Source organism: Aidingimonas lacisalsi, from assembly GCF_008079445.1.
Lineage (GTDB): Bacteria > Pseudomonadota > Gammaproteobacteria > Pseudomonadales > Halomonadaceae > Aidingimonas > Aidingimonas lacisalsi.
This window is the reverse complement of the sequence record NZ_VRYH01000002.1, coordinates 268,132-291,879: the sequence shown is the minus strand read 5'-3', so window position 1 is coordinate 291,879 and position 23,748 is coordinate 268,132. Positions and strand designations below refer to the sequence as shown.

24 protein-coding genes are annotated in these 23,748 nt (G+C 58.4%); 13 read left to right on the top strand and 11 right to left on the bottom strand.

What is annotated here, in order from left to right:
- Positions 1-26: 26 nt before the first annotated feature.
- Positions 27-296 carry a hypothetical protein gene (locus FVV99_RS04615; RefSeq protein WP_148252865.1) on the bottom strand — a complete coding sequence of 90 codons (270 nt, stop codon included), beginning with the start codon at positions 294-296 and terminating at the stop codon, positions 27-29.
- 1,392 nt (positions 297-1,688) lie between these two features.
- Between FVV99_RS04615 and FVV99_RS04605 the strand changes: the two genes are divergently transcribed.
- Entirely contained in the window at positions 1,689-2,561 is an 873-nt protein-coding gene (locus tag FVV99_RS04605; protein ID WP_148252863.1) for an AEC family transporter, read from the top strand.
- Between the two features lie 184 nt (positions 2,562-2,745).
- Positions 2,746-3,036, top strand: a complete 291-nt coding sequence (locus FVV99_RS04600) for a type II toxin-antitoxin system ParD family antitoxin (RefSeq protein ID WP_148252862.1) — start codon at positions 2,746-2,748, stop codon at positions 3,034-3,036.
- A gap of 27 nt (positions 3,037-3,063) precedes the next feature.
- On the opposite strand, the gene FVV99_RS04595 is transcribed toward FVV99_RS04600, so the two are convergent.
- Positions 3,064-3,432, bottom strand: a complete 369-nt coding sequence (locus FVV99_RS04595) for a truncated hemoglobin (protein ID WP_148252861.1) — start codon at positions 3,430-3,432, stop codon at positions 3,064-3,066.
- 104 nt (positions 3,433-3,536) lie between these two features.
- Between FVV99_RS04595 and FVV99_RS04590 the strand changes: the two genes are divergently transcribed.
- Positions 3,537-5,585: a tetratricopeptide repeat protein gene (locus FVV99_RS04590; RefSeq protein ID WP_148252860.1), complete on the top strand. Its 2,049-nt coding sequence runs from the start codon at positions 3,537-3,539 to the stop codon at positions 5,583-5,585.
- 165 nt (positions 5,586-5,750) lie between these two features.
- On the opposite strand, the gene FVV99_RS04585 is transcribed toward FVV99_RS04590, so the two are convergent.
- The gene (locus FVV99_RS04585) at positions 5,751-6,383 is read right to left on the bottom strand and encodes a LysE family translocator (protein WP_148252859.1); all 633 of its coding nucleotides are present in this window, start codon (positions 6,381-6,383) and stop codon (positions 5,751-5,753) included.
- A 183-nt stretch (positions 6,384-6,566) separates the two neighbouring features.
- On the bottom strand, positions 6,567-7,433 hold the full coding sequence (locus FVV99_RS04580; protein ID WP_148252858.1) for an SDR family NAD(P)-dependent oxidoreductase: 867 nt from the start codon (positions 7,431-7,433) through the stop codon (positions 6,567-6,569).
- Between the two features lie 129 nt (positions 7,434-7,562).
- Between FVV99_RS04580 and FVV99_RS04575 the strand changes: the two genes are divergently transcribed.
- The 3 genes from FVV99_RS04575 to FVV99_RS04565 all read left to right on the top strand — a co-directional run bounded on the left by FVV99_RS04575 (position 7,563) and on the right by FVV99_RS04565 (position 10,539).
- Entirely contained in the window at positions 7,563-8,135 is a 573-nt protein-coding gene (locus FVV99_RS04575; RefSeq protein WP_269090054.1) for a LysR family transcriptional regulator, read from the top strand.
- Positions 8,136-8,414: 279 nt separating this feature from the next.
- Complete coding sequence (gene recQ / locus FVV99_RS04570) at positions 8,415-10,271, top strand: DNA helicase RecQ (protein WP_148252857.1); 1,857 nt, start codon at positions 8,415-8,417, stop codon at positions 10,269-10,271.
- A gap of 4 nt (positions 10,272-10,275) precedes the next feature.
- Positions 10,276-10,539: an ORF6N domain-containing protein gene (locus FVV99_RS04565; RefSeq protein ID WP_148252856.1), complete on the top strand. Its 264-nt coding sequence runs from the start codon at positions 10,276-10,278 to the stop codon at positions 10,537-10,539.
- On the opposite strand, the gene FVV99_RS19035 is transcribed toward FVV99_RS04565, so the two are convergent.
- The 3 genes from FVV99_RS19035 to FVV99_RS04555 form a co-directional block, all read right to left on the bottom strand.
- A complete protein-coding gene (locus FVV99_RS19035) occupies positions 10,502-10,645 on the bottom strand; it encodes a tyrosine-type recombinase/integrase (RefSeq protein ID WP_148252855.1) in 144 nt (47 codons plus the stop codon). The two genes, FVV99_RS04565 and FVV99_RS19035, sit on opposite strands and share 38 nt — an antisense overlap.
- Positions 10,645-10,785: a hypothetical protein gene (locus tag FVV99_RS18515; protein ID WP_161598960.1), complete on the bottom strand. Its 141-nt coding sequence runs from the start codon at positions 10,783-10,785 to the stop codon at positions 10,645-10,647. The genes FVV99_RS19035 and FVV99_RS18515 overlap by 1 nt, the downstream gene beginning before the upstream one ends.
- Positions 10,786-11,034: 249 nt before the next feature.
- Entirely contained in the window at positions 11,035-11,310 is a 276-nt protein-coding gene (locus FVV99_RS04555) for a DUF4242 domain-containing protein (RefSeq protein WP_148252854.1), read from the bottom strand.
- On the opposite strand from FVV99_RS04555, the gene FVV99_RS04550 reads away from it, so the two are divergent.
- Positions 11,309-11,872 (top strand): hypothetical protein, encoded by a 564-nt coding sequence (locus FVV99_RS04550; protein WP_148252853.1) that lies wholly within the window; start codon positions 11,309-11,311, stop codon positions 11,870-11,872. The genes FVV99_RS04555 and FVV99_RS04550 overlap by 2 nt on opposite strands.
- Before the next feature lie 1,546 nt (positions 11,873-13,418).
- Here FVV99_RS04550 and FVV99_RS04545 read toward each other — a convergent pair.
- The gene (locus tag FVV99_RS04545) at positions 13,419-14,543 is read right to left on the bottom strand and encodes a cellulase-like family protein (protein WP_148252852.1); all 1,125 of its coding nucleotides are present in this window, start codon (positions 14,541-14,543) and stop codon (positions 13,419-13,421) included.
- 109 nt (positions 14,544-14,652) lie between these two features.
- Between FVV99_RS04545 and gcvA the strand changes: the two genes are divergently transcribed.
- Positions 14,653-15,561 carry a transcriptional regulator GcvA gene (gene gcvA, locus FVV99_RS04540; RefSeq protein WP_148252851.1) on the top strand — a complete coding sequence of 303 codons (909 nt, stop codon included), beginning with the start codon at positions 14,653-14,655 and terminating at the stop codon, positions 15,559-15,561.
- Positions 15,562-15,658: 97 nt separating this feature from the next.
- On the opposite strand, the gene FVV99_RS04535 is transcribed toward gcvA, so the two are convergent.
- From FVV99_RS04535 to FVV99_RS04525, 3 genes are all read right to left on the bottom strand, one after another.
- The gene (locus tag FVV99_RS04535) at positions 15,659-16,594 is read right to left on the bottom strand and encodes a class D beta-lactamase (protein WP_148252850.1); all 936 of its coding nucleotides are present in this window, start codon (positions 16,592-16,594) and stop codon (positions 15,659-15,661) included.
- Between the two features lie 122 nt (positions 16,595-16,716).
- On the bottom strand, positions 16,717-17,136 hold the full coding sequence (locus FVV99_RS04530) for a VOC family protein (protein ID WP_148252849.1): 420 nt from the start codon (positions 17,134-17,136) through the stop codon (positions 16,717-16,719).
- 238 nt (positions 17,137-17,374) lie between these two features.
- Entirely contained in the window at positions 17,375-17,674 is a 300-nt protein-coding gene (locus FVV99_RS04525; RefSeq protein ID WP_148252848.1) for a putative quinol monooxygenase, read from the bottom strand.
- 405 nt (positions 17,675-18,079) lie between these two features.
- Between FVV99_RS04525 and FVV99_RS04520 the strand changes: the two genes are divergently transcribed.
- From FVV99_RS04520 to FVV99_RS04500, 5 genes are all read left to right on the top strand, one after another.
- Entirely contained in the window at positions 18,080-18,943 is an 864-nt protein-coding gene (locus FVV99_RS04520; RefSeq protein ID WP_148252847.1) for a heme/hemin ABC transporter substrate-binding protein, read from the top strand.
- Positions 18,940-20,007 carry a FecCD family ABC transporter permease gene (locus FVV99_RS04515; RefSeq protein WP_148252846.1) on the top strand — a complete coding sequence of 356 codons (1,068 nt, stop codon included), beginning with the start codon at positions 18,940-18,942 and terminating at the stop codon, positions 20,005-20,007. Before FVV99_RS04520 ends, FVV99_RS04515 begins: the two co-directional genes overlap by 4 nt.
- A 1-nt stretch (position 20,008) precedes the next feature.
- On the top strand, positions 20,009-20,818 hold the full coding sequence (locus tag FVV99_RS04510; RefSeq protein WP_148252845.1) for a heme ABC transporter ATP-binding protein: 810 nt from the start codon (positions 20,009-20,011) through the stop codon (positions 20,816-20,818).
- Positions 20,815-21,492: an O-methyltransferase gene (locus FVV99_RS04505; RefSeq protein ID WP_148252844.1), complete on the top strand. Its 678-nt coding sequence runs from the start codon at positions 20,815-20,817 to the stop codon at positions 21,490-21,492. The genes FVV99_RS04510 and FVV99_RS04505 overlap by 4 nt, the downstream gene beginning before the upstream one ends.
- Before the next feature lie 92 nt (positions 21,493-21,584).
- Positions 21,585-23,675: a TonB-dependent receptor domain-containing protein gene (locus tag FVV99_RS04500; protein ID WP_236645289.1), complete on the top strand. Its 2,091-nt coding sequence runs from the start codon at positions 21,585-21,587 to the stop codon at positions 23,673-23,675.
- The last annotated feature ends 73 nt before the right edge of the window (positions 23,676-23,748 follow it).

The following is a 23,748-nucleotide window of genomic DNA, read 5'->3' as shown; positions in this document are numbered from 1 at the left end:
CGGTCGGCTGCATTGACTTGTTAAACCTAAAACTTCTCGATATCACCCTTTCCTACCTGAACAGCGGCATTGTACGAGGGCACTCCTGCATGCCTGGCAGCACCAGCGACATCGCTCTTAACTATTCTAATAGCGCTTTCTCGTGTTACGTCGTCATTAAAAGAGAATTTCCAGGACGTAGTTAGGCCAGAAAGCTTAGTCCATTTCTCTTTTTTCAAATACTCATAAAACTTTTCTCGTTTTTCTGAACTAACACCATTTTCTATATCTAGCGTCAATAAGGCTTTGTATCCCATATCTACTCCTTATAGATTTAATAGGTATTAACTAGCCAGCTTGTTTATCAACTTGTACGCGCTGGCGCGTTCAACAATGTTATTCTGCACGCTATCTTTCCTCTAACTCACTGAAACATATAAATATTAAGTATAGCTAGGCCAGATAACACCGATCATCGTGCCGGCTGCTTGCGGCGTTCGCCATACAAGCTTGCTTATAGCCCCCGCCCTATCGCTAAAACATCGAAGAGCGACAGCTGATGCCCCTCTTGACGGACAGGTATCGTCGAGGATAAGGCGTTCTTTTCACGGAGAACCGTCGTGGCACCGTGCAGGTGCATTGCAATACGAGAGGCTGAAGTGACCGTGGGCATGGCAATCCCTTGCGTACGTTCTGTGTATTGTCATGTCGTATGTTAAGAAAGGTTAGTACTTTCTCCTGGCCGATGCCATGCGCTGGATCAACGGAACGTAGCGAGAGATATCAACTCCATGTCATCCGGCAGGTTTGCGGAAAATTGAGCCGAGCCGAAGCGTACTGCGCGTCGCCTTCCCCAGCGGCGACCAGGGTAAGCCCATCAAATGGGTACTGCCCAGCCGCCTGCAAGCGGTGGAAACCGTCCACGCCATGACCGTGCACAAATCCCGGGGCTCGGAATTTATTCACACCGCCCTGCTACTGCCGGTTGCCTCAAATGGGTGTGCGGACCTCCTCCACTGCTGTTGACAATTCTGCAAGAGGCAGGGTAACGGAATGTCGTCGGGTTTGTTCAAACACCCACACGATCGTGGATGAGCAGTAACATTCGTGTCAGACGATCAGTTCGTCTTTGTTCTAGGCATCGGATAGCATTCTTTAAGGGTACCGGGACCGTGCACAATGACTTCGCATCCGCCAGGGAACACCTCCGAAATGTCGTTTGGAACTCGCCTCATCAGACGATGACAGCTACTGAGCTAGCGAACAAAGCATATGTCGATTTTCAATGATGAGAAGTGCATGGACCCTTGCACCTTGTGATAGCGCTTACAGTCGGCTGTCGTTGCGACCGCGAGGTATGGTAACCGGGCGAGGTACTGATAACGGCACTTAGAGTCGGTCAATTGGTCATGGCAAATCTCTTACATGAAATACAGGAAATGTCTTATAAAGAAAGGTGATATAATTCATCTTGGTGTCATCCTGCCAGTCAAGTTATACGTTTTTACTTTAGCCTTCAGGGGAATGAAAAATGCATAATATTGTCATCCTTTACGGAAATATATGAGACATATAAAGGTAGAAATTATCTATATTTAAGGGGTATTTCTCACCTAAGACTGCTTATTTTAATGCCATATTCTCCCCAAACCGACGTATTTATTTTCCATTCATTTACGACTGGAATCTCATAAGGAGGCATGCGTGTAATGTCGATCTTCTTTCCATTTATCTATATGCTTATCGGGCTTGTTATTGGAAAGCTCCTTCCCGAAATTAGGAGTGGACTCTCCAGCCTCCTTATGAAATTTCTTATCCCTTACGTTATTGCCTACAACCTTATAACATACCGGGAAGGGATGGTTATTTTTGCCGCATTCAACTTCGTATTTTGCATCCTGCTATTTTCTATTAGTTATACATTTTCGCGGAACAAATTGACTGCATTATCTTTCAGCTATCTCAACATTGGGTGGTTGGGTTTACCTTTGGCAGTTGCCATCTTCGGAGACATGGCTAGTCGAATCATCATTGCAGCTTATATCGGCAGCTCGATCTTCGGCAACATTGCCTGTGTCGCGGCCATGCAGGAACACGGTAACTGGCGAGCCATGATGAACAAGACCCTGACCTCTCCCCCGGTATTGGCAGTGGTTGCTGGTGTAGTTTTGCGGATTTTGCCACTAGACCTGGCAGGATCTCCCGAATTAAAGATGGGTTATGATTTGGCCAAACACTTAATGTCAATCGTCGGCATGTGTATCTTGGGCATCTGGCTCTACAGTTCACGCATCACGACAGCCAGTATCAAGACATCGATACCATTGGCATTCATGCGGCTTGTCTCTGGAGCGATCATCGTTTGCTTGTTCGTACTGATCGCTAATATCTTAAGGATAGAGGTGGTGATAGAGAATGCCCCTGTGCTGTTTATCCTCCCCCTGCTGCCGCCAGCAGCGAATATCGTGGTGCTGGAGACATACTATCGTGGTACCGGCCATTCGGCGTCGATGATTGCCAGTGGCACCCTGGTTTCGTTGGCCCTGCTCTTGCTATACGCCTCAGCTTTGCTGATGTTATGAACCTAATCATCCTCATGAGTGGTCACATACAAACATCTGTGGAGGGTGACCGCGGGATTCTTCAGGATGCAATGCAACACGAGTCGTCAGGGTGAGCGGGTTGGGGATCGGTGAGTAAATACATGCGGATTGCATTGCCACTGGACCAAAATATACCAATTATTGGTATTAATCAGGTGGCACCATGCAAAAGAACACCAGTATCACGCTAGGCCAACATTTTGATGCGTTCATTGCAGAACAGCTCCAAAATGGCCGGTACAGCTCAACCAGCGAGGTCGTTCGTGCAGGATTGCGCCTGCTTGAAGAGTCCGAAACCCGCCTGATCACACTTCGCAAACTGCTCAAGGAAGGCGAGGATAGTGGTTTTGAAGACTACGCCTATGACTCGTTTATTCGTGAACTGGACAACGAAGGGCGAGTCAGAGCTCGGACGACACCGGTGCTGGCTTCCCTGCACATATTAGTTTCCTGAGGGGCGGGCAAGCTACCCGCCCTCGATCTAGAGGTGAACGATTTCCCCCTTGAGCGAATAGGCAATCCCCAACACTTCGTTGCAGACCGGGCCCGGATATTCCATCTCCTTCATGGCCTGCATGATATCGTCGACCACGGCCAGGTATTCGGCCGCGCTGACGTTCATGCCAGTGTGCGTCTCGATCATCGACCGGCCGGTGTACTCCACGGGGCCGCCAGAGCCGGCCGCCAGGAACTCCTTCACCTTTTCGCGGGCATGGTCCACGGCCTCCTGGTCGAGAGCTTGGTACCTTGGACCGGCGACTTCATTCTGGAGGTGCAGGTCGACGATGCGGTTGACGAGCGTGTCGATGCCTGGTTGGCCGCCGAGTCTGTCATAAAGCGTTTCACTCATGTCAAAATGCTCCTCTCTTGGATTTGTTTTCGGGTAGGTACACTGGGCACCTACTCAAGGGGCGTAACAATCCTTGTTACAACCGCAACAAAGGGGAGTGAGCGATGACGGAAGCGGAACTGTTGCCGATTCGCACTGCCCTCGACGCTGGCGACTTCGCCCGAGCGCAGGAACTGCTCGCCGGGCTGCCGTCCGCGCCCCCCTCACCCGACTTGTTGGAGCTGCGCGCCCAGGCAGCGTACGGAGCCGGCGATCTGGAAGGAACGCTGGCCGCCTATGGCGAGCTCTACCACCTGCATCTGGAAGACGATCGCGCCCACGAGGCGGCGTTCGCGGCGGTCATGGTGGGCATGTATCTGATGATGGATACGGGCCTGATGGCCACCGTGCGCGCCTGGCTATCGCGAGCGGAACGCCTGGTGGCAGACGCACCCAATAGCCCGGTCTGGGCGTGGCTTGCCGCCGTGCAGACCTACGAACGCCTGATGTGTGGCGATATGCCGGGGACCGGGCAATGGGCCAGACAGGCCATGGAGGGCGGGAAAAAGCACGGATTGGTTCCGCCATCGATCATTGGTCAGGTGGCTCTGGCCAGGGTCCGCATCCATGACGGCGACCTCGATGAAGGGCTGAGCGCGCTGGACGATGTTGCCGTGGAACTGAGCGCCGGCAACCTCGATCCGCTCACCACGGGGCAAATGTGGTGCGAGCTCATCTGCGCGATGCAGTGGATCGGTCAGCACGACCGCGCCGAAGAGTGGACCGAAGCCATGGAACGCTGGCGCCAAGGGGCAGCGTTCGGGGGCCTCCACGGCCGCTGCCGGGTACACCAGGCGGAGATCATGCGACTGCGCGGGCCTTGCGACGCCGCCGAGCAGGAGGCGTTGCGGGCCTGCGAAGAGCTGCGCCCATGGATGCGACGGGAATACGGTTGGCCGCTGACCGAACTCGGCAATGCCCGGCTGCGCAAAGGCGATTTCGCGGGGGCTGAAGAGGCGTTTCTCGCGGCGCACCAGAATGCCTGGCTCCCTCAGCCGGGACTGGCCTTGTTGCGGCTGGCCCAAGGTCGAGTCGATGAAGCCTTGGCAATGATAAAGAGTGCGCTCGAGCACCCGTTTGATGTCCCGTCGAAGGAGCGTCCGCCAACAGGAGGCCTGCAACGGGCTCCCCTACGCGAAGCCCAGGTGGTGATCTCACTGGCGGCCGGAGACGACGACGGAGCGCGTACCGCCGCGGCCGACCTCGCGGAAATCGCCCAGATGTACCGAAGCCGCACCTTGCAGAACTCCGCTCTCGCCTCGAAAGGACGCCTGGCGCTGCACGACGGGAGGGAAAGCGAAGCGATCCGGCTGCTGAGCGAGGCCGTCATGGAATGGGTGTCGCTGCGAATGCCGTTCGAGGCGGCAACGCTGCGCCTCGTGCTCGCTCCCGCGTACCGTGCGGCAGGCGACGACAAGGCGGCCGAGCTGGAGCTCGACGCCGCCTGTCGCGCGCTTGAGGATCTCAACGCCGCCCCCTGGGTGGAACTGGCTCGCCAGCAGGTCCTAGAGACACCCTCGCGGCCGGATACCGGCCCCGAGCATTGCGCCTTTTACCGTGACGGGGATACCCGAACGGTAACCTTCGGCGGCACCACTTTCCGTTTGAAAGATCTCAAGGGCATGCGCTACCTGGAGCGCCTGCTGGCGGAGCCCGGCCGGGAATTCCACGTCCTCGATCTGGTGGCGGTGGAGCGTGGGGCGCTCCCCGTCGGCTCTTCTTCAGAGACTCCCCGGAACGATATGCAATGCGGATTGGATGTGTTCGACTCGAAGGCCCGCGAGGCTTACCGGCAGCGACTTGCCGAGACGGAAGAGGACATCGCCGAGGCCGAGGCGAACAACGACTTTCACCGGGCGGAGCTCGCGCGTGCCGATCGCCAGTTTCTTGTCGATGAACTTCGCCGCGGCGTCGGCTTGAACGGTCGCGCCCGGAGCGTCGGTAACGGCGTGGAACGCGCGCGCACCAGCGCCACCCGTTCGCTGCGCTACGCCCTCGAGCGAATTGCCCGGCATCATTCGAGGCTCGGCGAGCACCTGGAGCGGACGATACGTACCGGCACCTATTTCGCCTACGAGCCCGATCCTCGTGCACCGGTGAACTGGAAGACCTGACAGCGCCTCGGGCCGTATCTCGCAACCATTTCCCCTCGTCTTCGAGACGAAGCAGTACCATAGGTCGAAGACAATCGCACTGCGATAAACAAGTTACAACGATCTCACCGAACGACATGGATGCTTCGGTGACGAATTTTAATAGAAGCCACAAACCGGGACCATTCAGCGCTGCGCTTTCAACAGCGCCCCGCCTGCCGTGATGAACAGGCTGCCTGTCACTCGATTAAACCAGCGTACGTGGTGTGGCTGTTGAAACAATCGCCCGACTTTTGACCCAACCCGGCTGTACATGGACATCAGGGTAGTGTCGATAACCAGCCAGGTAATCGCCAGAATAGCAAACTGCAAACCCTGTGGTTGGTCGACGGCAATGAAACCGGGAAACAACGCCGCGAAAAAGAGCAGATCTTTAGGGTTACTAATACCGACAGCGAAACCGGTTCGAAACAGTTGCGAGGACGATTGCGTTCCTGTCGGCATTGCCTCGTTCACCTCCCATTGGGGCACGTCTACCGGTGCTCGCCAGCTCTGGATGCCCAGATAGATCAGGTATAGCCCACCAACGTACTTCAGTATCAGGAAGGCGGTTTCCGATGCGGCCAGGATCGCCCCCAGGCCTAGGGCCGATGCCGTCATCATGATCAGAGCAGCCAGGGCGCCGCCAAGAACGGTCGACAGGGCGCGCTGGTGGCCGTGTCTCAGTCCGTGGCTGGCACACAGGAGGGCAACAGGGCCCGGAAAGGCGATCAGGGCGACAATCACGCCGACGTATGTTAACCAGGTTGTTAGTTCCACAAGTGTATTCCTGCGCGTGAAGAGTCAGACAGGGGTAGATTAAACGAGTCGCGATTCCACGGACACCCTCTTCATACCCAGTCGTTGAGCCATGCCTTGTCCCGGCCGACATTATTGGTGGAAATCGCCATCAGGACAGGACCAGCAGAACCGCCTTGCCTACAAAGGCCACTGATACGCCGTTCATGAACGCGGCTCCACATCAGAAACAGCGATCAGCGGCCAGCTCGCCGCGACCTCTTGAGCCGTTGCGGCCTGAATCGCGCACAGATTTCGGGGATAGTCCACACCCTCGGCCTCCACGGCCCGGGTGGCATGGAACTGCCCATTCGCGGCGCGCAGTATCCAACCGCCTTCGGTGCATTCCGCGGATGCGAGATACGCCACCCCCGGCGCCACCTCGGCGGGACGCAGCTCATCGGGTTCCCCCTCGATCCCCCACATGCGCGTCTTGGCGACGGGAGAAACCGCATTGACGATAATGCCGTCCTTCGCGCCTTCAGATGCCAGGACGTTCACCAGCCCCACCACGGCCATCTTGGCCGCCGCGTAGGAGGCAAGGCCATGCTGAACATACTGGGGATACAGCGCTCGGCAGGAGGTCGTCATGACGATACGACCATGGCCCGATGATTTCATCGCCGGCCAGGCCGCCTGTGTGAGCCAGAGAGGCGCCTTGGCGGCGATCGCCATCATGCGGTCAAAGGAATCTTCGTCTATCGACTCGATGCTCTGGTGGGCCACCCAGCCCGCATTGTGAATCAAGGCATCCAGTCGCCCCCCGATCCTCAGGGCGTCCCCGCAGAGTGCATGGCACCCCTCACGTGAACCGATCTCCCCGGAAATCGCGCGCACATCCAGTCCTTCCAATCGAAGTTTCTCTGCCGCGAGCCCCGCTACCTGTGGATCGGCTCCGTCACCATCGGAATCGGCACCGATATCCTGGATCAGAACCGTTGCCCCAAGCTGCCCAATGCATCGGGCATACGAGAAACCGAGCCCGCGACCGGCCCCGGTGATGAGTACGACCCGGCCGTTGAAATCCACCATGCCATTGCCTCCGTTTGCCAGAAATGGTCGAGGAAACAGCGTAGAGTCGGACCATTGATATAAAAAATACCGTTTTTAGTGCTCTATAATATAATAATGATATTGTAAGCGTGATGAATAGCCGGAGATGTGAGGGAGCAATTCATTGCCGTAGCGGAGGAATTACATTTCCATCGCGCGGCCGAACGACTGAATATGTCCCAGCCGCCTCTTACCAGCGCCATCCGCAAGCTGGAGGACGATCTCGGCATCACCCTGATCGAGCGTGGCAACCGTGTACTCGGCTTGAGCCCTGCGGGAGAGCAGTTTCTGGATGAGGCGCGTGACGTTCTTCGCCGTGCGGAACAGGCCATCACCGCCACGGTGGATGTGGCCGCGGGTCGCACAGGTGTAGTGCGTCTGGGCTATGTGGGGAGCGCACTGTATGGTCGCTTACCGGATGTGATTCGCGACTTCAGGGCCAGCCATCCGGGGGTGCGGCTGGAGCTGCGTGAGGCAACCACGGCCGCACAGATTGCCGCGCTACGCGAGGGTAGGTTGGACGTCGGTGTGGTGATCCCACCTCTTGAGAACGCTGAAGACGTTGAACGGACACCCTTTGATAGTGATCGCTTTTGCTTGCTCATCGTGGATCACCTCATAAGCAGATTGTACTCGCTTAACGCGGTGTCCAGAATCAGCGGGTCGGATCAATATCTCTGAATTCGATATAGCGCCAATACCCCAGAACGCTAATTCCCAGTACTTTCAACTTATTATGAAAGCAACCCCGAGCCATCCTGTAATATCCTAGATTCTGAATTCTCAATATCACTCATCACCCTAGCAGAGCCCGGACCGGCGTGCTCTGCAAATTACCGCTTATCAGCCTCATTCTGCGACCCCGCTCACGCCCCTGCCGTCATCCCAACCACCTTTCCCCACACCCCCGAACCAAGTACCCTTTCCCCGTCCAGTCCCACTGAATGGAGTCGCCTCTTCATGCCCGATCACAGCGCCGCCCCGGAAAGGGATTTCGAGCAGGCCGCGCACCGTACCCTGCGGGATGTCTTTGGTTACGAGCAGTTCCGGGGTCGCCAGCTGGAGATCATCCGGTCGCTGGTGGAGGGGCGTAATGCGCTGGTGCTGATGCCCACCGGCGGCGGCAAGTCGCTGTGTTACCAGATTCCGGCGCTGCTGCGGCCGGGGCTGGCGGTGGTGGTGTCGCCGTTGATTGCGTTGATGCGGGACCAGGTGGAGGCGTTGCAGCACAACGGGGTGCGGGCGGCCTGCCTGAATTCCAGCCTGGATCCGGTGATGCAGCGGGATATTGAGCAGTCCGCGCTGGAGGGCGAGCTGGACCTGCTGTACGTGGCGCCGGAGCGGCTGCTCACCGAGAGCATGCTGGGGCTGCTGGAGCGAGCGAAGATCGGCCTGTTCGCCATCGACGAGGCGCACTGTGTTTCCCAATGGGGGCATGACTTCCGGCCGGAGTACATGAAGCTGGATGTGCTGCGCCAGCGCTTCCCGCAGGTGCCACGCATCGCCCTCACCGCCACGGCGGACCAGCGCACGCGCGAGGAGATCGGCCGCCAGCTGCTGCCGGACGGTGGCGAGACCTACGTGGCTAGCTTCGACCGGCCCAACATCCATTACCGTGTCGGCCTCAAGGGCAATGCCCGCCAGCAGCTTCTGGCCTTCATCCAGGATCGTCATGCGGGGCATTCAGGCATTGTCTACTGCATGAGCCGCAAGCGCACCGAGTCCACCGCGGAGTACCTGAGCAGCCAGGGCGTGCCGGCCGTGGCCTATCATGCGGGGCTGGACAACGAGACCCGCCAGCACCACCAGGAGCGGTTCCTGCACGAGGACGGGCTGGTGGTGGTCGCGACCGTGGCCTTCGGCATGGGCATCGACAAGCCGGACGTACGCTTCGTGGCCCACCTGGACCTACCCAAGAGCATCGAGGCGTACTACCAGGAAACCGGCCGTGCCGGGCGTGATGGGGAGCCGGCCGAGGCCTGGATGGTCTATGGCCTGCAGGACGTCTACCAGGTGCGCCAGATGCTGGCGGAGTCCAGCGCCGGCGAGCTCCAGCAGAAGGCGGAGCGCGAACGGCTGGAGGCCCTTCTGAGCTTCTGCGAGGCCACCGGCTGCCGCCGGCAGGTGCTTCTGCAGTACTTCGGCGAGCCCCACGAGGGCAACTGCGGGAACTGCGACAACTGCCTGCAGCCCCCGAAAACCTGGGATGCCACCGACCCGGCCCGCAAGGCGCTCTCCTGCGTCTACCGCACGGGCCAGCGCTTCGGGGCGGCCCATGTGACGGACGTACTCATGGGCAAGACCAACGACCGCCTCAGCCGCCTGGGCCACGACCAGCTCAGTACCTTCGGCATCGGCACGGACCTCTCCAAGCAGGCCTGGCATTCGATCCTCCGCCAGCTCCTGGCCCATGGCCACCTGCAGAGCGACCCCGAGGGCCACGGCGGCCTGCAGCTCGCCCCGCGCTGTCGTGAACTATTGCGCGGCGAGGCGGCACTGGAGCTGCGCGAGGACATCCTGCCCTCATCGAGCAAACGCAAAGCCACCGGCTCGGGCCGCAAGGCCCCGCCGGATGTACCGGACGGCCCGCAGTGGGAACGGCTGCGCCAGTTCCGCAAGGAGCTTGCGGACGCCGAAGGGGTGCCGCCCTACATCATCTTCCACGACGCCACCCTCAAGGAAATGCTGCACGCCCGACCGAGGACGCTGGATGACATGGCCACGGTACCGGGCATCGGGCAGGCGAAACTGGAGCGGTATGGGGAGCAGTTCCTGAACGTGCTCAAGGCTCTTGAGGATATGGCCGAGGAAGCCTAACTCAATGGAACCGATCGATTACAACGGCACCCCCACCCTGAGCTTTCGGCAGGTTGATGAAATGAACGGTTTCACCAAGGGCACCACCTTCCGGCTGTTCAAGCACTCTGGCGATGCCCTCCAGGAGGGGAGGGATTTCTTCTACCTGCCCTCCCCGGAGCACAGTGAGTGGATCGCCACACTCCAGGCCGAGGGCAGGGTCTACCCCTCGTCGCGGCACCTGGTGCTGCTTACCCGGGAGGGGTACGAACGGCTGCAGCGCCTCTAACCGGCCGCTTTCCGGGCGACTGGCCGCGCTGGCTGTCAATGTCGCTGACCCGCAGGTGGCAGACCTCGATCACGCGCAGTCCACAGCCGTAGCACAGTTCGAGCATCAGGCGGTGCTCAACGTGTCTGGCGGGCGGTGGAAATAACGCGCCAGGTCGGTGATCACCATCAGGCAGGTATTATGGGTACGTTGCGCGAAACCACGCTGACGCATGGCCTCGATCATCGTTTGTCGCAAAGCAGTCATCGTCGTCACTCCTGATCATTGACCCATGCGGGTCAATGATCAGTGTGGTGCGATCAGGCAAAAGACGTGACTCGACGACAGCTACCGCGAAGCGGTTTAGTTCAACAGTGAATGAGTCGCCTTAACGATGATTCGATCACTGCGACGGCGTCATAACACTCCGCTGTGAATAGGTGGGCTGTGGTTTATGGTGTGCGCAGCGTGGAGCTGCGGCGGGTCCGGCCACCGCAGCTCCATTATTGTTCGCCTCTACTCTCCCGTGGAAGGGTCAGTTACGGCCTTGACCCGGGAGATCCGGTTCGCAGGGATATCCAGGCAGCGGGCATGCTCATGGATGATGTCTTCGTTGACCGCAATGTAGACGCAGTAGACCTTGTCATCGCAAATGTAGCTGTTGACCCACTGCAGCTCCTTCGGGCCGAGTTCGTCGCGCACGGCACTGGATGCACGCGATGCCTCGCGGAGTTGTTCCGCACTCATTTCGCCCGCCCCGGGGATCTCGCGTTCAATAACGTACTTCGGCATGGTTACCTCCCATTTGCCTGATTCGCATACCAATAGTATGTATGTCCAGGGAGCGATCGATGACACCGCTTTCGAAAAAGGCCGAACAAGGGCGGGCGACTCGCAATGCACTCATCGTCGCGGCGCGTTCATAACCCACGCCGAGCATCAGCCATTCGCCCCGGACGAAAGCCATGCGCTGCACCTGGAGCGCTTCACCGAGCAAACGAACGCGGAGACCTGGGCCGAGCTGAAGTCTCGCTGCCGGCGGTACATCGAGCTCCACAGTGACGCGTCGATACGCCAGATCGTGCTGGTCGATGCCTGCTGGGTCCTTTCCTGGGAGGATCGCCAGCGTGTCGAAAGCGAGTATGGCGTCACGTTGCTGCGCGCCGACTTCCGGCGCGCCATGCAGCGGGGCATCATCAAGCACCTTCCCTTGGCAACGCTAGCCGCGATCATCGTTGGTGCGCTCAACGAGTCCTGCTTGTTCGTGGCGAATGCAGCAAACTCTGATGAGGCGTTGGACGAAGCCATGAGCGTCATCGAGCCAATGCTCAACGGTTTACTCGTTGACGTATAAGTGACCGTCCGGATAGGGGTTTCCGATCCACGCGCACGATTGCCCGCTCTTCCGGCCCGGGCGAGCGGCATTTTGCAGTCCGATTCCGATGCTGCGTTGATTCAGGCCTCCCAAGCCTTCCCACTGGCTGGCACCGACGGGCCAGAGGGCTCGATGTAAGGCGACAACGGGCAAAAACCGTCATCGCCGGGCCGTGTCTCAATAGCCGTTTTCAAGAAACTAACCGCATCTCAAAGTGTTCAGTTCAGCCGAGTAAGGTCACCAGCGGAAAAGCAACACTCGTTGAGGCTGTAGAAAAACCAATTTTCAGAGCCTCCCTAACCAACCTGTCGACCGATCCAATATTGGGCATTGGGCGCCACCAGTCATTGATGATCAACTCTGGCTCTTTTCAGCTCTTTCGGCGTAGCCAATCGCAGCCTGCTAAACACTAGGTTAACAACCTTCCCTAATTCGCCAGCTTCTCAAAATTATAAACCAGATAGTATAGCTGCATTGGCCCTGCACTTTTCGCTTTCCTCTAAGGCTAAAGCCGTGCAACCCCCTTTGAATTGTGCCGGCTGCATAACACGGTTCGAGGTGCGCGCTGCCTTTGCCGACTGTCGGCTTTCGCCACATAGGATTGCTCATGGTTCCTCGCCATATCGCCGAGCAATAGCGACAACTGACGTACCTCGTACAGGACTGGCATCGGCAAGGATAAGACGGTCTTTCCGCACATTTTCGTGGAGAACCGTCGTAATACGGGAGTCGGAAGTGACCATGGGTATGGCAGTCCCTTGCGTACGTTCTGTGTGTTTTTATCTCTTGTGTTAAGAAAGGTTAGTACTTTTTCTTGGCCTCTGCCATGCGCTGGATCAACGGAACGTAGCGAGAGATCTCATCCCTGTAGGGCCTGCCTAGCACATACGCATCCAGGAAGACAGAGGATAGTTGAGCCAAGTCGCAGCATACAGCGCGTCGCGTTTCCGACCGGCGACAACAAGCCCACCAAGTGGGTGCTAGCCAGCCGCCTGCAGCCGGTGTAAACCGTCGACGCATAGCCGTTTGCCATTATTCCCTATATAATACCGGTAGATTGCCTATAGAATTTAAGGCATTACTGATTGTACCTTTACGTAGAACAATTACCCGATGATCATTCCCCCACCGAAATTCCCAGCGTTGTCGCTATTCATAGATAACCTCCACATTTTAAAAGTCTACTACTCATTAAAAAACCCAATGTAAGTCTTTTTATTCCGATATCTAACCCTTTGGCCATGGAGAGACAATATCTCATAAAGTCGGTCGTTAATAGAGTAATTAGTACATTCATATCTCACGAATTAATCCTCTAAGACCTTTGAGACAGGTATCCGGTTGATGGCTCGCTAGGTTATGGAAACTCGATTCCAGGAGTACATCGGTTCTCGTCAAAGGATGTTTCCATATAGGTTCTTCCTTGTTCTAAGGCACATCGTTGGTCGCGCAAGGCATAGAAACCGGGACAGAACTATTTTCGGCTGCTTAATGGACCTCACAATAGATCTATCCCGGTCTGTTTCTACTTGATATCCCCCTCGTGAATGAGGTCGGTCAAGCGCCTGTGCCACTCGACGTCTCGCCACATGCCCACGAACTGTGGGCCGCAGAAGTGGCTGGTAGAAAGTGCAATCCAGCGGCCGGTTTCCGACGCCTCCTGCACGCCGAATGCACACAACTCCTTAACCCAGTCCCAGTCCAACAAGGGCCAATCTTTGTAGGGGATCAACGCCCAGCCTTCCGTGGTTATCAGCGGTTTGTCGACATGACGGGACCACTCGGCCAGAAGGTCGATACCCTCTTTCAGGCGGCTTTTCCAATGAGCGGGATCCGTTCTGTACGTGGCCTCGGCATTCCGAGCCAGTATCTCGTACATTGTTGGATCGAAGCTCGCCTTGCCAAGATCAAACCCGATTCTTTCGTCAAAGTCGCTCAGCTCCGGCTGCGCCATCCAGATGTGCGGCTCCAGCAGATCCATGAAGGAGACGTCTTGTTCCGGCCAGTTCCGGTATTCCGCTGCGTAGGAGAAGCAGTAGTCGAGATCGGGATAGGCTTGCCGTGCCAAGGCGATAGACTCCGCCATCCAGCGCCGTATCTCGGGCGAGGTTCGCGATGGCCCGCTGTCACCATTATTGCCATTCCCGGAATCAGGCCCAAGAAATGGCGCCCATGAGGGTTCCGGCCACTCGTTACAAAGGTCAACCCATAAGACACTGTCCATCAGGCCCGCCCCGGCAATGGAGTCCAGGGTTCTCGTCCAGATACGCCCCAGATCCACCGGCGAGTTGATTCGCATCCTGATATCATCCGTGTCTTGCCGGAACCACGTCGACAGTGCGACCTTCACGTTCCGTTCCGCGCACTTGCCAATGAACTCGTTCAAGGCCGGCTGTACCCTGACTCTGGTCGTAGCAGGGCTACCCCAGTCGTGCTGGTTCCAGACAGGCAAGAGCTCCCATTCGCGTTCAGGATCTGAATCAATGAGATGGGGATAGGCATCGATGCGAACGGCATCATAGCCCCGTTCTATTAGCTCATCCAGAGCCTTATCCCAATCCTCATAACCTGCACCGGGCCAGCGACGTTCCAGCCAGGAGAAGTCCCACATCGCAATCGCGAGTGGATGGGTAAGTTTGGACTTCAGCATCGTTAAACTCCTTCGAACGATAAACCAGTGACAATCACTATCCTCCCATTGACCTTGCGCTGAGAAACGAGTATTTCTTGACGGATCATTAAGCAGAACTTGAAGATTTATGCAGCGAATGCTCCCCGGCACCCGGGCACTCAGAACGTTCGAGGCAGCCGGGCGACACTTGAACTTCACCCGTGCGGCTGAAGAACTGGGTTTAACGCCGGCGGCGGTCAGTTTTCAGATCAAGGAAATCGAGGATCAGCTTGACGCCACGCTCTTCACGCGCACCAGTCGCAGGATTCAGCTCACGTCTGCTGGCGCCGTCTTGTTCGAAGCTGCGACCGACGCCCTGGACAACCTGCACCGTGCAGCTAGCCGTGCTCGAAGAATCGCCCGGGGGTCCGCGCACCTGCGCATCTCCTTGGGTGCAAGATTTGCCACCCACTGGCTTTTGCCTCGCCTATCCCGTTTCCGGGAAGCAAATCCGGATCTGGAACTGACATTCGATATCACTGATCAGGTGCGGGACTTCGATGTGGACGACGTGGACGTTGCCATCCGCTTCGGCAACGGCCAATACGCAGGCGCGCACTCAGATTGCCTGTTCGATACCGTCGTGATCCCGGTCTGCAGCCCAAAACTGATTGAAACCGGCCTCGCACCCAAAGTGCCGCAAGACCTCTTTCACCACACCCTCTGCTATGTTGACTGCCAAACCGGAGGCATGGTCTGGCCGAACTGGTCGATGTGGATGGCAGCAGCGGGTATCGACGACTTCGACGATAGCCGATGCGTGGCCTTCACGGATTCAAGTCATGTAGTGCAAGCAGTAACTGACGGAAATGCCATCGGCCTGGTTGAATTAGCGATGGTTGAAAACGACCTGGCCGAGGGACGGCTGGTGAGACTGTTCGATATCGATATCAGCGTAGCGGAGGAATACGCCTATCATCTGGTCTATCCGGAAAGCAACAGCGGAGAGCCCAGTGTGCAGACGCTTCGCCAGTGGATATTGAGCGAAGCCAGGTAGGTGATGCGGATTCGGGGTGGAGCGCAAGGCGCATAACGAAATAAACGCCCCATTCCATGCAATTGTTAGGCACCGATACCTTACTACGTGTAGACACTCAATTAATGGAGTCCAGTTTGACGCCATTGAGGCCGAGCAGGTCAAAAGAGAGGACTTTCCTCTTCGCTAATGCATCCTTCGTATGCATGGGAAGATGAAGTGCGAAAACGGCGTCGCCGCCATCTTCCTCGGACTGTTCAACCCAGCCAACATACCAACCCACTTCTTCCACCCCCTCAAGCAAAAGCTCCGCCGTTTTACCTTTTGCTAAATCACCGTTTTTCCCAATGGGCAATACCGCTCCGCTTTTGGCATGGAGAGTGCTGCCTGAACCAGTGTCCTCAGCACTATGACCCACGACCATCATATCAGCTACCCGTTGTTGGCCCTGGATTGAAGCTTGAAGTTTACGGCGCCGTAATTGATCCAGAAAACCAATCTGTTCTAATGCCGATATGCGTAGCGAGCCAGTAAGCCAGAAAGTAGTAAGTTCGGTACTTGGCCCCATGTCGGTGTTCCCGTAGTTCAACCTCCGCAACCACTCCCGCTCCCTCTGAACGCCAATTCTCTCGGCTACGCGCTGATAGAACCAAACTGTGGAATTCGCCATACCTGTGGCTAAGCTAGTCGGTTGATTCCACGAGGGCACTGTGCGTTGCCTACCATCCGATTCTTCTTTTTTAAATTCATCTTTGATTGCTCCGGTTTCCAGCGCAATAAGTGCATGGGCGACCTTAAAAGTAGACGCAGGAAGGACGCGGCGTTTTGCAGTTGTTGAATTGCAGACGAGGCGCTTATTCTGATATGGCAAGTACAAAACAAATGTTGCGCCCTGTGCCTGATCAGCGAGGTATTCGCAGCCATCGGCAATAGCGTAGTCGTCAACCGTGGTGTTTTTTTTGTCAGATGTGGGTGTCCGCGCGTGGAGATCTAAAGACGCTACAGTCAATGATGTCAGTACCAATAGGCTGAACCAAAACTTTGCATTCTTCATCAATAAACTCGCTATTTTAACGCTCGACCGCAGTCTGTCTTTTCAGTGCCTAACCGCCGCATTCAGCGGCTCGTCCGCTGCAATGCTTTGTTATGCGCTGGTCTTATGCAACTTACGCGTGCTTAATTTGCCTGATCGTCTGTAGGAATTGCTGTTGGGTCCATCCACATGGGCTCCCAGATATGGCCATCGGGGTCCGCCAAGTTTCGGTTATACATAAATCCAAGATCCTGGACGGGGTTGGCGTCTGCTGTGCCGCCATTGTCAGTAGCCGCCTCGTTCATGGCGTCGACAGCTTCACGACTATCGCACGACAAGGCAAGCATCACTTCGCTAGAGGTAGCGGGTGGAATCGGACGATCGGTGAAGGTACTCCACTTAGCATGTGTGAGCAGCATGACGTTGATCGCCTCGCTCCATACCATGCACGCGGCCGTATCGTCAGTAAATTGTGGGTTGTTCACGAAGCCGAGGGCCTTGTAGAAAGTCATCGACACGTCGAGGTCAGTTACCGGCAGGTTCACGAAGATCATTCGGGACATGGTTCGCTTTCTCCAGGTTGTTGATAAAGCGACAGCATCATGCGCTGTCATCTCTTGGTCGAACAGCCAACCGTGATTTCGACAGAAACGAGAAATTCTTCTATGTTCCGTCGGAACTGAGATTTGTGCCGCACCACAGTCGTTCGACTGCTAACTCATTGTGTATATGACGCCAGAACTCGCCTGCCGCTATGGAGCGCCAGCGGAATAGCGGTCAGGTGCAACGCTTTGTTGGGCGTCAGAACGGCGGCCCTGATTCTTGGATGATATGTTTCTGCACCTCCATTTTCACTATTGGAGTGACTTCCTTCGGAGGGTCAGAAACAGCACGCCATGCGTTTAGATCTTCCTCGGATCGCCAGAACTCAAAAATATTGATCCGACTCGGGTCGACCGTATCGGCAGTAATGGCCATATCCAAGCATCCCGGGGCATTTCGAGCGCGAAGAACTAAGTCTTTGAAACTCTCCACTGCTTCATCCCTTTTCTCCGGATCAACGGTAGTCCACCCCGCGACGATCACTTTTCTCTCACTCATACTATTCTCACCTATATCAACTGGGCCTAAGGGACGCCCGCTCCCTACCCGCTAGTCGAACTAGGCTCCAGAAAATCGACATAGGCTGTACTGCAAGACGTCCAACAGGTATTAAGTCGACAACTCGTTTATTGCCTTGAACACGCTGGCACGTTCAACAATGTTATTTTGCACGCCACCTGACTCACGACCCACTGAAAATCAGATTGTTAAGTATATATAGCGCCGGCTGCATACACCGGTCCTGACATGCCGGCTTTGGCCACACACAGGGCGTCGCCAGGGTGAGTGGGGGAATATCAGTGAGTGAGAAAGTGATTCGGACAACATTGCTATTGATATAGATTCTCATTCATTTTATCGTAAGATAATTCATACGCCATACACTCCTCGGGAACCAACGACATGCCTTTCGTCCTGTATTCATCCTTGCGACGCTTCTGGACCAGCCTGGTGCTTGTCGTGTTGATATCGCTCAGTGCCCATGCTCAAGCGTGCCCCCGGATCGCGGTGCTGAACGCCGGCCACGCCGAGATCATCGAGGCGCTGGGCGCCGGCGATCAACTGGTATTGATGCCGAACGATCCGAGCTTGCAGGGGCACCTACCTGAAGCAACGCGTTATCATCGGCCGCCCTCTGCCGAAAGCCTGTTGGCTGAGCAGCCGCAGTATGTCATCGCGGGGACTCCGGCACGCCATCGGGGATTGCTCAAGCAGGCCGAGCGCCTGGGTATCGAGCCAGTCATGATCGGGCGCACTCTGCCGCCGGCCGAGCGGATACGCCGACTGGCCGAGTACGTCGACCGCGTACCGCAGGGGCGTCAACTGATCCAGCACATCGAGCAGGACCATGCCACCGCCAAACGGATCGCCGACGGCCGGCCCGACGTCAGGGTGCTGCATCTCTCGAGCAGCGGCGCGGGAAGTACCGGAACCGTGACCGGCGCCGGAGCGGCGACCTCGGCGGACGCGCTGATCCGCCGTGCCGGCGGCATCAATGTGGGCGCCGAGGCCGGCCTGGAGCGCTATCAAAGCCTGAGCGCTGAAGGGGTCATGTCGATGGCACCACAAGCGGTGCTGGTCTCGCGGCTCGAACTGCCCGAGCTGGGCGGTGCCGAGGGTATCTGGCAACAGGTACCGGGGCTGGCGCATACCCCGGCGGCCAGCGCTCAGCGACTGATCGTGCTCGATCATGCCGCTGTCAAGTTCGATGGCGCCACCAGCGGCCAGGCCACTCGCACACTCGCCGAGGCCTTGCACACACCATGACCACCTTGACCTCGACGCTGATGCCATCGCGTTCTTCGGCTCTCCATCGCCTGTACACCGGCTTGCTGCTTGCCATGCTGGCCGGCCTGGTGGTGAGCGTAATGAGCGGCGTGGTGCAGGTGCCCTCGCAGGAACTTCTGGCGGCCTTGATCGCCCCGTTCTCCGGCACGACCATGCAGACGGGTTCCGAATCCGGCGTCGCCCATGCGGTGCTCTGGGAGCTACGCCTTCCCCGCGCACTCATGGCACTGCTGATCGGTGCGTCCCTGGCCATGGCCGGTGCCGCCATGCAGGGGTTGTTCGGCAATCCACTGGCCGACCCGGGTATCGTCGGCGTAAGCAGTGGTGCGTCGCTCGGTGCGGTCATGATCATCGTGCTGCGCATCGATGTGCTGGGTGCCTGGACGTTGCCGGTCGGCGCCTTCTGCAGCGGCTTCGTGACGACCTGGTTGATCTACCTGCTGGCGCGCCCTTCACAGTTCGAGGGCGACAACGCACGCCTGCTGCTGATCGGCATCGCCATCAATGCCGTGGCCGGCGCCATGACCGGCTATCTGACCTACCTGGCCAGTGTCGAGCAACTGGAGAGCCTGATGTTCTGGTCCATGGGGTCGCTGGCCAGTGTCGGCTGGACGCCCGTGCTGACCGTCGCGCCACTGGCACTCGTCGGCCTGGTCCTGCTGCGTCGCCAGGCCATCCCGCTGGACCTGCTGGCCCTGGGCGAGCGTCAGGCGCGTCATGCCGGCGTCGACGTGACCCGCCTGCGCCGCCGACTGATCGCCTTGACCGCCCTGTTGACCGCGGCGGCCGTGGCCTTCACCGGCACCATCGGCTTCATCGGGCTGGTGGTGCCGCACTTGATGCGCACACTGATCGGCCCCGGCCACCGTCACCTGTTACCCCTGAGCGCCATCGGCGGTGGCCTGCTGCTGATGCTTGCCGATCTCGGCGCGCGCAGTCTCGATCCGCCCAACGAGATTCCCATCGGCATTCTCACCGCCAGTCTCGGAGGGCCCTTCTTCCTGTGGCTGGTGGCCCGGCGACAAGCCGGCGGAGGGCACTGACATGTTGAGTGTCCACCATGCCTCGCTGACGCTCGATGGTCGTCGGCTGTTGGACGATGTCTCGCTGGACTGCCCGGCAGGTAGCCTGACGGCATTGATCGGCCCCAATGGCGCCGGCAAATCGACACTGCTCGGCCTGATGGCCGGCGACCGTTCACCGAGCGACGGCCACGTGGCAATCAATGAATGTCCGGTGGCGGCCTATAGCGTGCGCGAGCTGGCCGCCTGGCGAGCGGTCATGCCACAGGACAGCGTGCTGCGCTTCGCCTATCGGGTCGAGGAAGTGGTGCGCATGGGACGCGCCCTGCGCGACCTGCCACCCGACGACGATGAACGGACCATCGGCACGGCCATGCGTGATGTCGAGATCGAACCACTGGCGCAACGCAATGCCATGACGCTGTCAGGGGGCGAACAGGCGCGGACCACCTTTGCTCGCGTGCGTGTTCAGCAGACACCGATCCTGTTGCTGGATGAACCGACGGCGGCACTCGATCTGCGACACCAGGAGCGCCTGCTGCAACGCTCCGCTGACTGGGCGGCCCAGGGGCATTGTGTGGTCGCCGTGATGCATGACCTCAACCTGGCCGCCGCCCATGCCGACCGTTTGGCCTTGCTCGACCAGGGGCGACTGATCGCCCACGGCCGTCCCTGGGACGTCCTCGAGAGCGGCCAGCTCGAGGCCATCTATCGCCAACCCGTATGTGTGATGCGGCATCCGGAGCGTGACTGTCCGGTTGTCGTGACCACCACCCCGACTGACGTGAAACGCGCTCGATCAACGAACGCTGATATGGAGACTCCGACATGACGGACACCCTGGATCGTGACGACATCGTTCGCACTCTCGAACGCGAGCAAGGCGAAGCCCGCGCTCAAGCCGAAGCACGACGCCGCGCGCGCGACACCCAAGCAGAAAACGGTACGCCCGCTACCGGGCGAACCCACCGCGACTTCCGCCAGGCCGAGCACTATCAGCATGCCTATCTGGCCATCGGCCCGGCCCAGGGCTCGCTGCTCTACATGCTGGCGCGCGCCGCCGGGGCGCGACGCATCGTCGAATTCGGCAGCTCCTTCGGTATCTCGACACTGTACCTGGCCGCCGCCGCCGAAGATAACGACGGCCAGGTCATCGGTAGCGAGTATTACGCCAACAAACGCGAGCATGCTCTGGCCAGCCTTCATGATGCGGGACTTTCGCAGCGCGCCGAGATCCGCCTCGGCGACGCTCGCGACACCCTGGCCGATATCGAGGGCCCGGTGGATTTCGTCTTTCTGGATGGCGACAAGTCGCTGTACCTGCCGGTTCTCGAGGGGTTGGTTAACCAATTGACGTCGGGCGCCTGGGTTGTCGCCGACAACCTCGACCACTTCGACGAGACACCCGGCGACTTCCGCCACGAGATAGTGCGCGACGCACGTTTCACCACCCGCCTGATGCCGATCGGGCGTGGCATGTTCAGCGTATCTCGCTACCGCGGCTGAGCGCTGCGCACGATGAGCCGGCATAGCCAATAACGTCGGCCTTCAAACAACACCGATCACCGACAACGTCGGTACGGCACCGTCACTAGCGATTGACACACAACGAAGCGCCGCACTGCCTGCCACCACGCGTCGCAGACGGCAGCTTCCAGAACTTACGGATCGATCAACGCACCATGGAAAACGTCACTCGCACGATGCCACTACCCTCTCGTCAAGCAGGGCGACTTGCCTGCGTGTCACTGTGTTGCCTGGCCACCAGCCCGGCGCTGGCGCAATCAGCGACCACAGAATTATCGACCATGACGGTGACCTCCGCCTCGGCGTCCGGATACGCCGTCGACCCGATCAATGCTCCGGCCAGTATCTCGGTGGTGACCGAGGAAGAGCTCGCCGGCAAGTCCTACCGCGACATCAGCCAAGCGCTGCAGGATATCCCCGGTCTGTATCTCGACGAAGGCCCTTCCGGCAAGGGCGGCACCGGTGAAATTTCCATTCGTGGCATGGATTCCAAGTACACTCTGATCCTGGTCGATGGCATTCCCCAGGGCTCACAACAGGCCTACTACAACGGCTATGGTTCGGGCGCCGAATTCGGCTGGTTGCCGCCCATGTCGGATATCAAGCGCATCGAGGTGATTCGCGGGCCGATGTCGACGCTGTACGGCTCGGATGCGCTGGGCGGCGTGATCAACGTGATCACCAAACCGGTCAGCGATGAGTGGAGCGGTAACGTCAACCTGGACACCATGGTGCAGGAAGACTCGGCCTCCGGCGATCGTCACAAGTCACAGTTCCGGCTCGGCGGCCCGCTGATCGAGGACACCCTCTCGGCCACCCTGACCGGCTCCGTGCTCGCTCGTGACGAGGACCGGAGGGAAGGCGGCTACAGTGGATTCGACCGTCGCGATATGTCGGCCGAGCTGGACTGGGCACCCAACGAGACCAACCGGATCAGCTTCGAGGCGAGTCACGCCACCCAGGACACCGAAGCCTCGGCCGACATGACCGGCAGCGATCGCAACCTGCAGACTCGCCGTCGTCACCAGACGCTGCGCCACCAGCTCGAGTGGAGCGACACTGTCACCACGCGCAGCTATGTGCAGCGCGCAGAGCTCAATCAGGATGACGCGTCCTACCAATCGACCTACGAGCGTGTCACCGCCAACTCGTCCACCGTGCTGACGCTTGGCGATCACCTGCTGACCATGGGCGCGCAATACCGCGAACAGGAAACCGAGAACCCCGACCGTGGCCTGGGCGCCTCCAACCTGGAACGCTGGGACATGGCGCTGTTCGCCGAGGACGAGTGGTTCATGACGAACCGCTTCTCACTGACCACCGGTGCGCGCTGGGTCAAGGACGAGAACTACGGAGATGAGTTCGTGCCTCGTCTTTATGGTGTGTTCTCCGCCACCCGGAACCTGACGTTCAAGGGAGGCGTCAGTGCCGGCTATCGCACGCCGGATCTCAAGGAAGGCGACGACAGTTGGGTCGAAGGTGGCGGTGGCCCCGGCTGCCCGGACTGCCGAGACGTCGGCAACTCCGACCTGCAACCCGAGAAGAGTACGACCTACGAACTGGCCGCGCTCTGGCAGGGCGATAATGGTCTCAAGGCCAGCGCCACGGTCTATCAGACCGACTACGAGGACAAGATCGACAAGCCGGTCATCTGCGATACCCGCGACGGTGTGGATGCCAGTTGCCTGCACCTCGGCGAGTCGTATGATGCCATCTATCAATACCGCAACGTGGACGAGGCCCAGGTCAATGGCGTCGAGCTGACCCTGGATGCCCCCGTCACCGATCGTGTAGATGTCTCCGCCACCTACACCTTTACCGACAGCGAGCAGAAAAGTGGCGACAATGCGGGGCTTCCGCTCAACGATCAACCTCGCCACCGCGCCAGCCTCGGCCTGGACTGGCAGGCCGGCGAGCAGACGCTGCTGTGGTCCCAGGCGCGCTACAAGGGAGACACCGAACGTGTCGCCAGCCGCCGCGGGCTTAGTGACTCTTATCCCAGCTACACCCTGGTGGATGCCGGGATACGCCATCGCCTGAACTCGCGCGTCTCGTTGTATGGCGGCATCTATAACCTGTTCGACAAGCAGATTGATGCCGACGACTACGATCGCGTGCTCGATGGCCGTCGCTTCAACGCCGGTATCAACGTCAGCTTCTGACCTTCGGCTTACTCCTCGGGAGCGGTACATGCCGCTCCCGGATTTTCCGCCCTTCTCCGCTATCGGAACGTCA

Excerpts from the sequence above, each read along its gene's own strand:
- FVV99_RS04520 (WP_148252847.1), top strand. The coding sequence starts at position 18,080 with ATGCCTTTCGTCCTGTATTCATCCTTGCGACGCTTCTGGACCAGCCTG.
- recQ (WP_148252857.1), top strand. The coding sequence starts at position 8,415 with ATGCCCGATCACAGCGCCGCCCCGGAAAGGGATTTCGAGCAGGCCGCG.
- FVV99_RS04615 (WP_148252865.1), bottom strand. The coding sequence starts at position 296 with ATGGGATACAAAGCCTTATTGACGCTAGATATAGAAAATGGTGTTAGT.
- FVV99_RS04545 (WP_148252852.1), bottom strand. The coding sequence starts at position 14,543 with ATGCTGAAGTCCAAACTTACCCATCCACTCGCGATTGCGATGTGGGAC.
- FVV99_RS04550 (WP_148252853.1), top strand. The coding sequence starts at position 11,309 with ATGGTTACCTCCCATTTGCCTGATTCGCATACCAATAGTATGTATGTC.
- FVV99_RS19035 (WP_148252855.1), bottom strand. The coding sequence starts at position 10,645 with ATGCTCGAACTGTGCTACGGCTGTGGACTGCGCGTGATCGAGGTCTGC.
- FVV99_RS04510 (WP_148252845.1), top strand. The coding sequence starts at position 20,009 with ATGTTGAGTGTCCACCATGCCTCGCTGACGCTCGATGGTCGTCGGCTG.
- FVV99_RS04530 (WP_148252849.1), bottom strand. The coding sequence starts at position 17,136 with ATGTCCCGAATGATCTTCGTGAACCTGCCGGTAACTGACCTCGACGTG.
- FVV99_RS04515 (WP_148252846.1), top strand. The coding sequence starts at position 18,940 with ATGACCACCTTGACCTCGACGCTGATGCCATCGCGTTCTTCGGCTCTC.
- FVV99_RS04590 (WP_148252860.1), top strand. The coding sequence starts at position 3,537 with ATGACGGAAGCGGAACTGTTGCCGATTCGCACTGCCCTCGACGCTGGC.
- FVV99_RS04505 (WP_148252844.1), top strand. The coding sequence starts at position 20,815 with ATGACGGACACCCTGGATCGTGACGACATCGTTCGCACTCTCGAACGC.
- FVV99_RS04595 (WP_148252861.1), bottom strand. The coding sequence starts at position 3,432 with ATGAGTGAAACGCTTTATGACAGACTCGGCGGCCAACCAGGCATCGAC.
- gcvA (WP_148252851.1), top strand. The coding sequence starts at position 14,653 with ATGCAGCGAATGCTCCCCGGCACCCGGGCACTCAGAACGTTCGAGGCA.
- FVV99_RS04525 (WP_148252848.1), bottom strand. The coding sequence starts at position 17,674 with ATGAGTGAGAGAAAAGTGATCGTCGCGGGGTGGACTACCGTTGATCCG.
- FVV99_RS04535 (WP_148252850.1), bottom strand. The coding sequence starts at position 16,594 with ATGAAGAATGCAAAGTTTTGGTTCAGCCTATTGGTACTGACATCATTG.
- FVV99_RS04605 (WP_148252863.1), top strand. The coding sequence starts at position 1,689 with ATGTCGATCTTCTTTCCATTTATCTATATGCTTATCGGGCTTGTTATT.
- FVV99_RS04565 (WP_148252856.1), top strand. The coding sequence starts at position 10,276 with ATGGAACCGATCGATTACAACGGCACCCCCACCCTGAGCTTTCGGCAG.
- FVV99_RS18515 (WP_161598960.1), bottom strand. The coding sequence starts at position 10,785 with ATGACTGCTTTGCGACAAACGATGATCGAGGCCATGCGTCAGCGTGGT.
- FVV99_RS04580 (WP_148252858.1), bottom strand. The coding sequence starts at position 7,433 with ATGGTGGATTTCAACGGCCGGGTCGTACTCATCACCGGGGCCGGTCGC.
- FVV99_RS04600 (WP_148252862.1), top strand. The coding sequence starts at position 2,746 with ATGCAAAAGAACACCAGTATCACGCTAGGCCAACATTTTGATGCGTTC.
- FVV99_RS04555 (WP_148252854.1), bottom strand. The coding sequence starts at position 11,310 with ATGCCGAAGTACGTTATTGAACGCGAGATCCCCGGGGCGGGCGAAATG.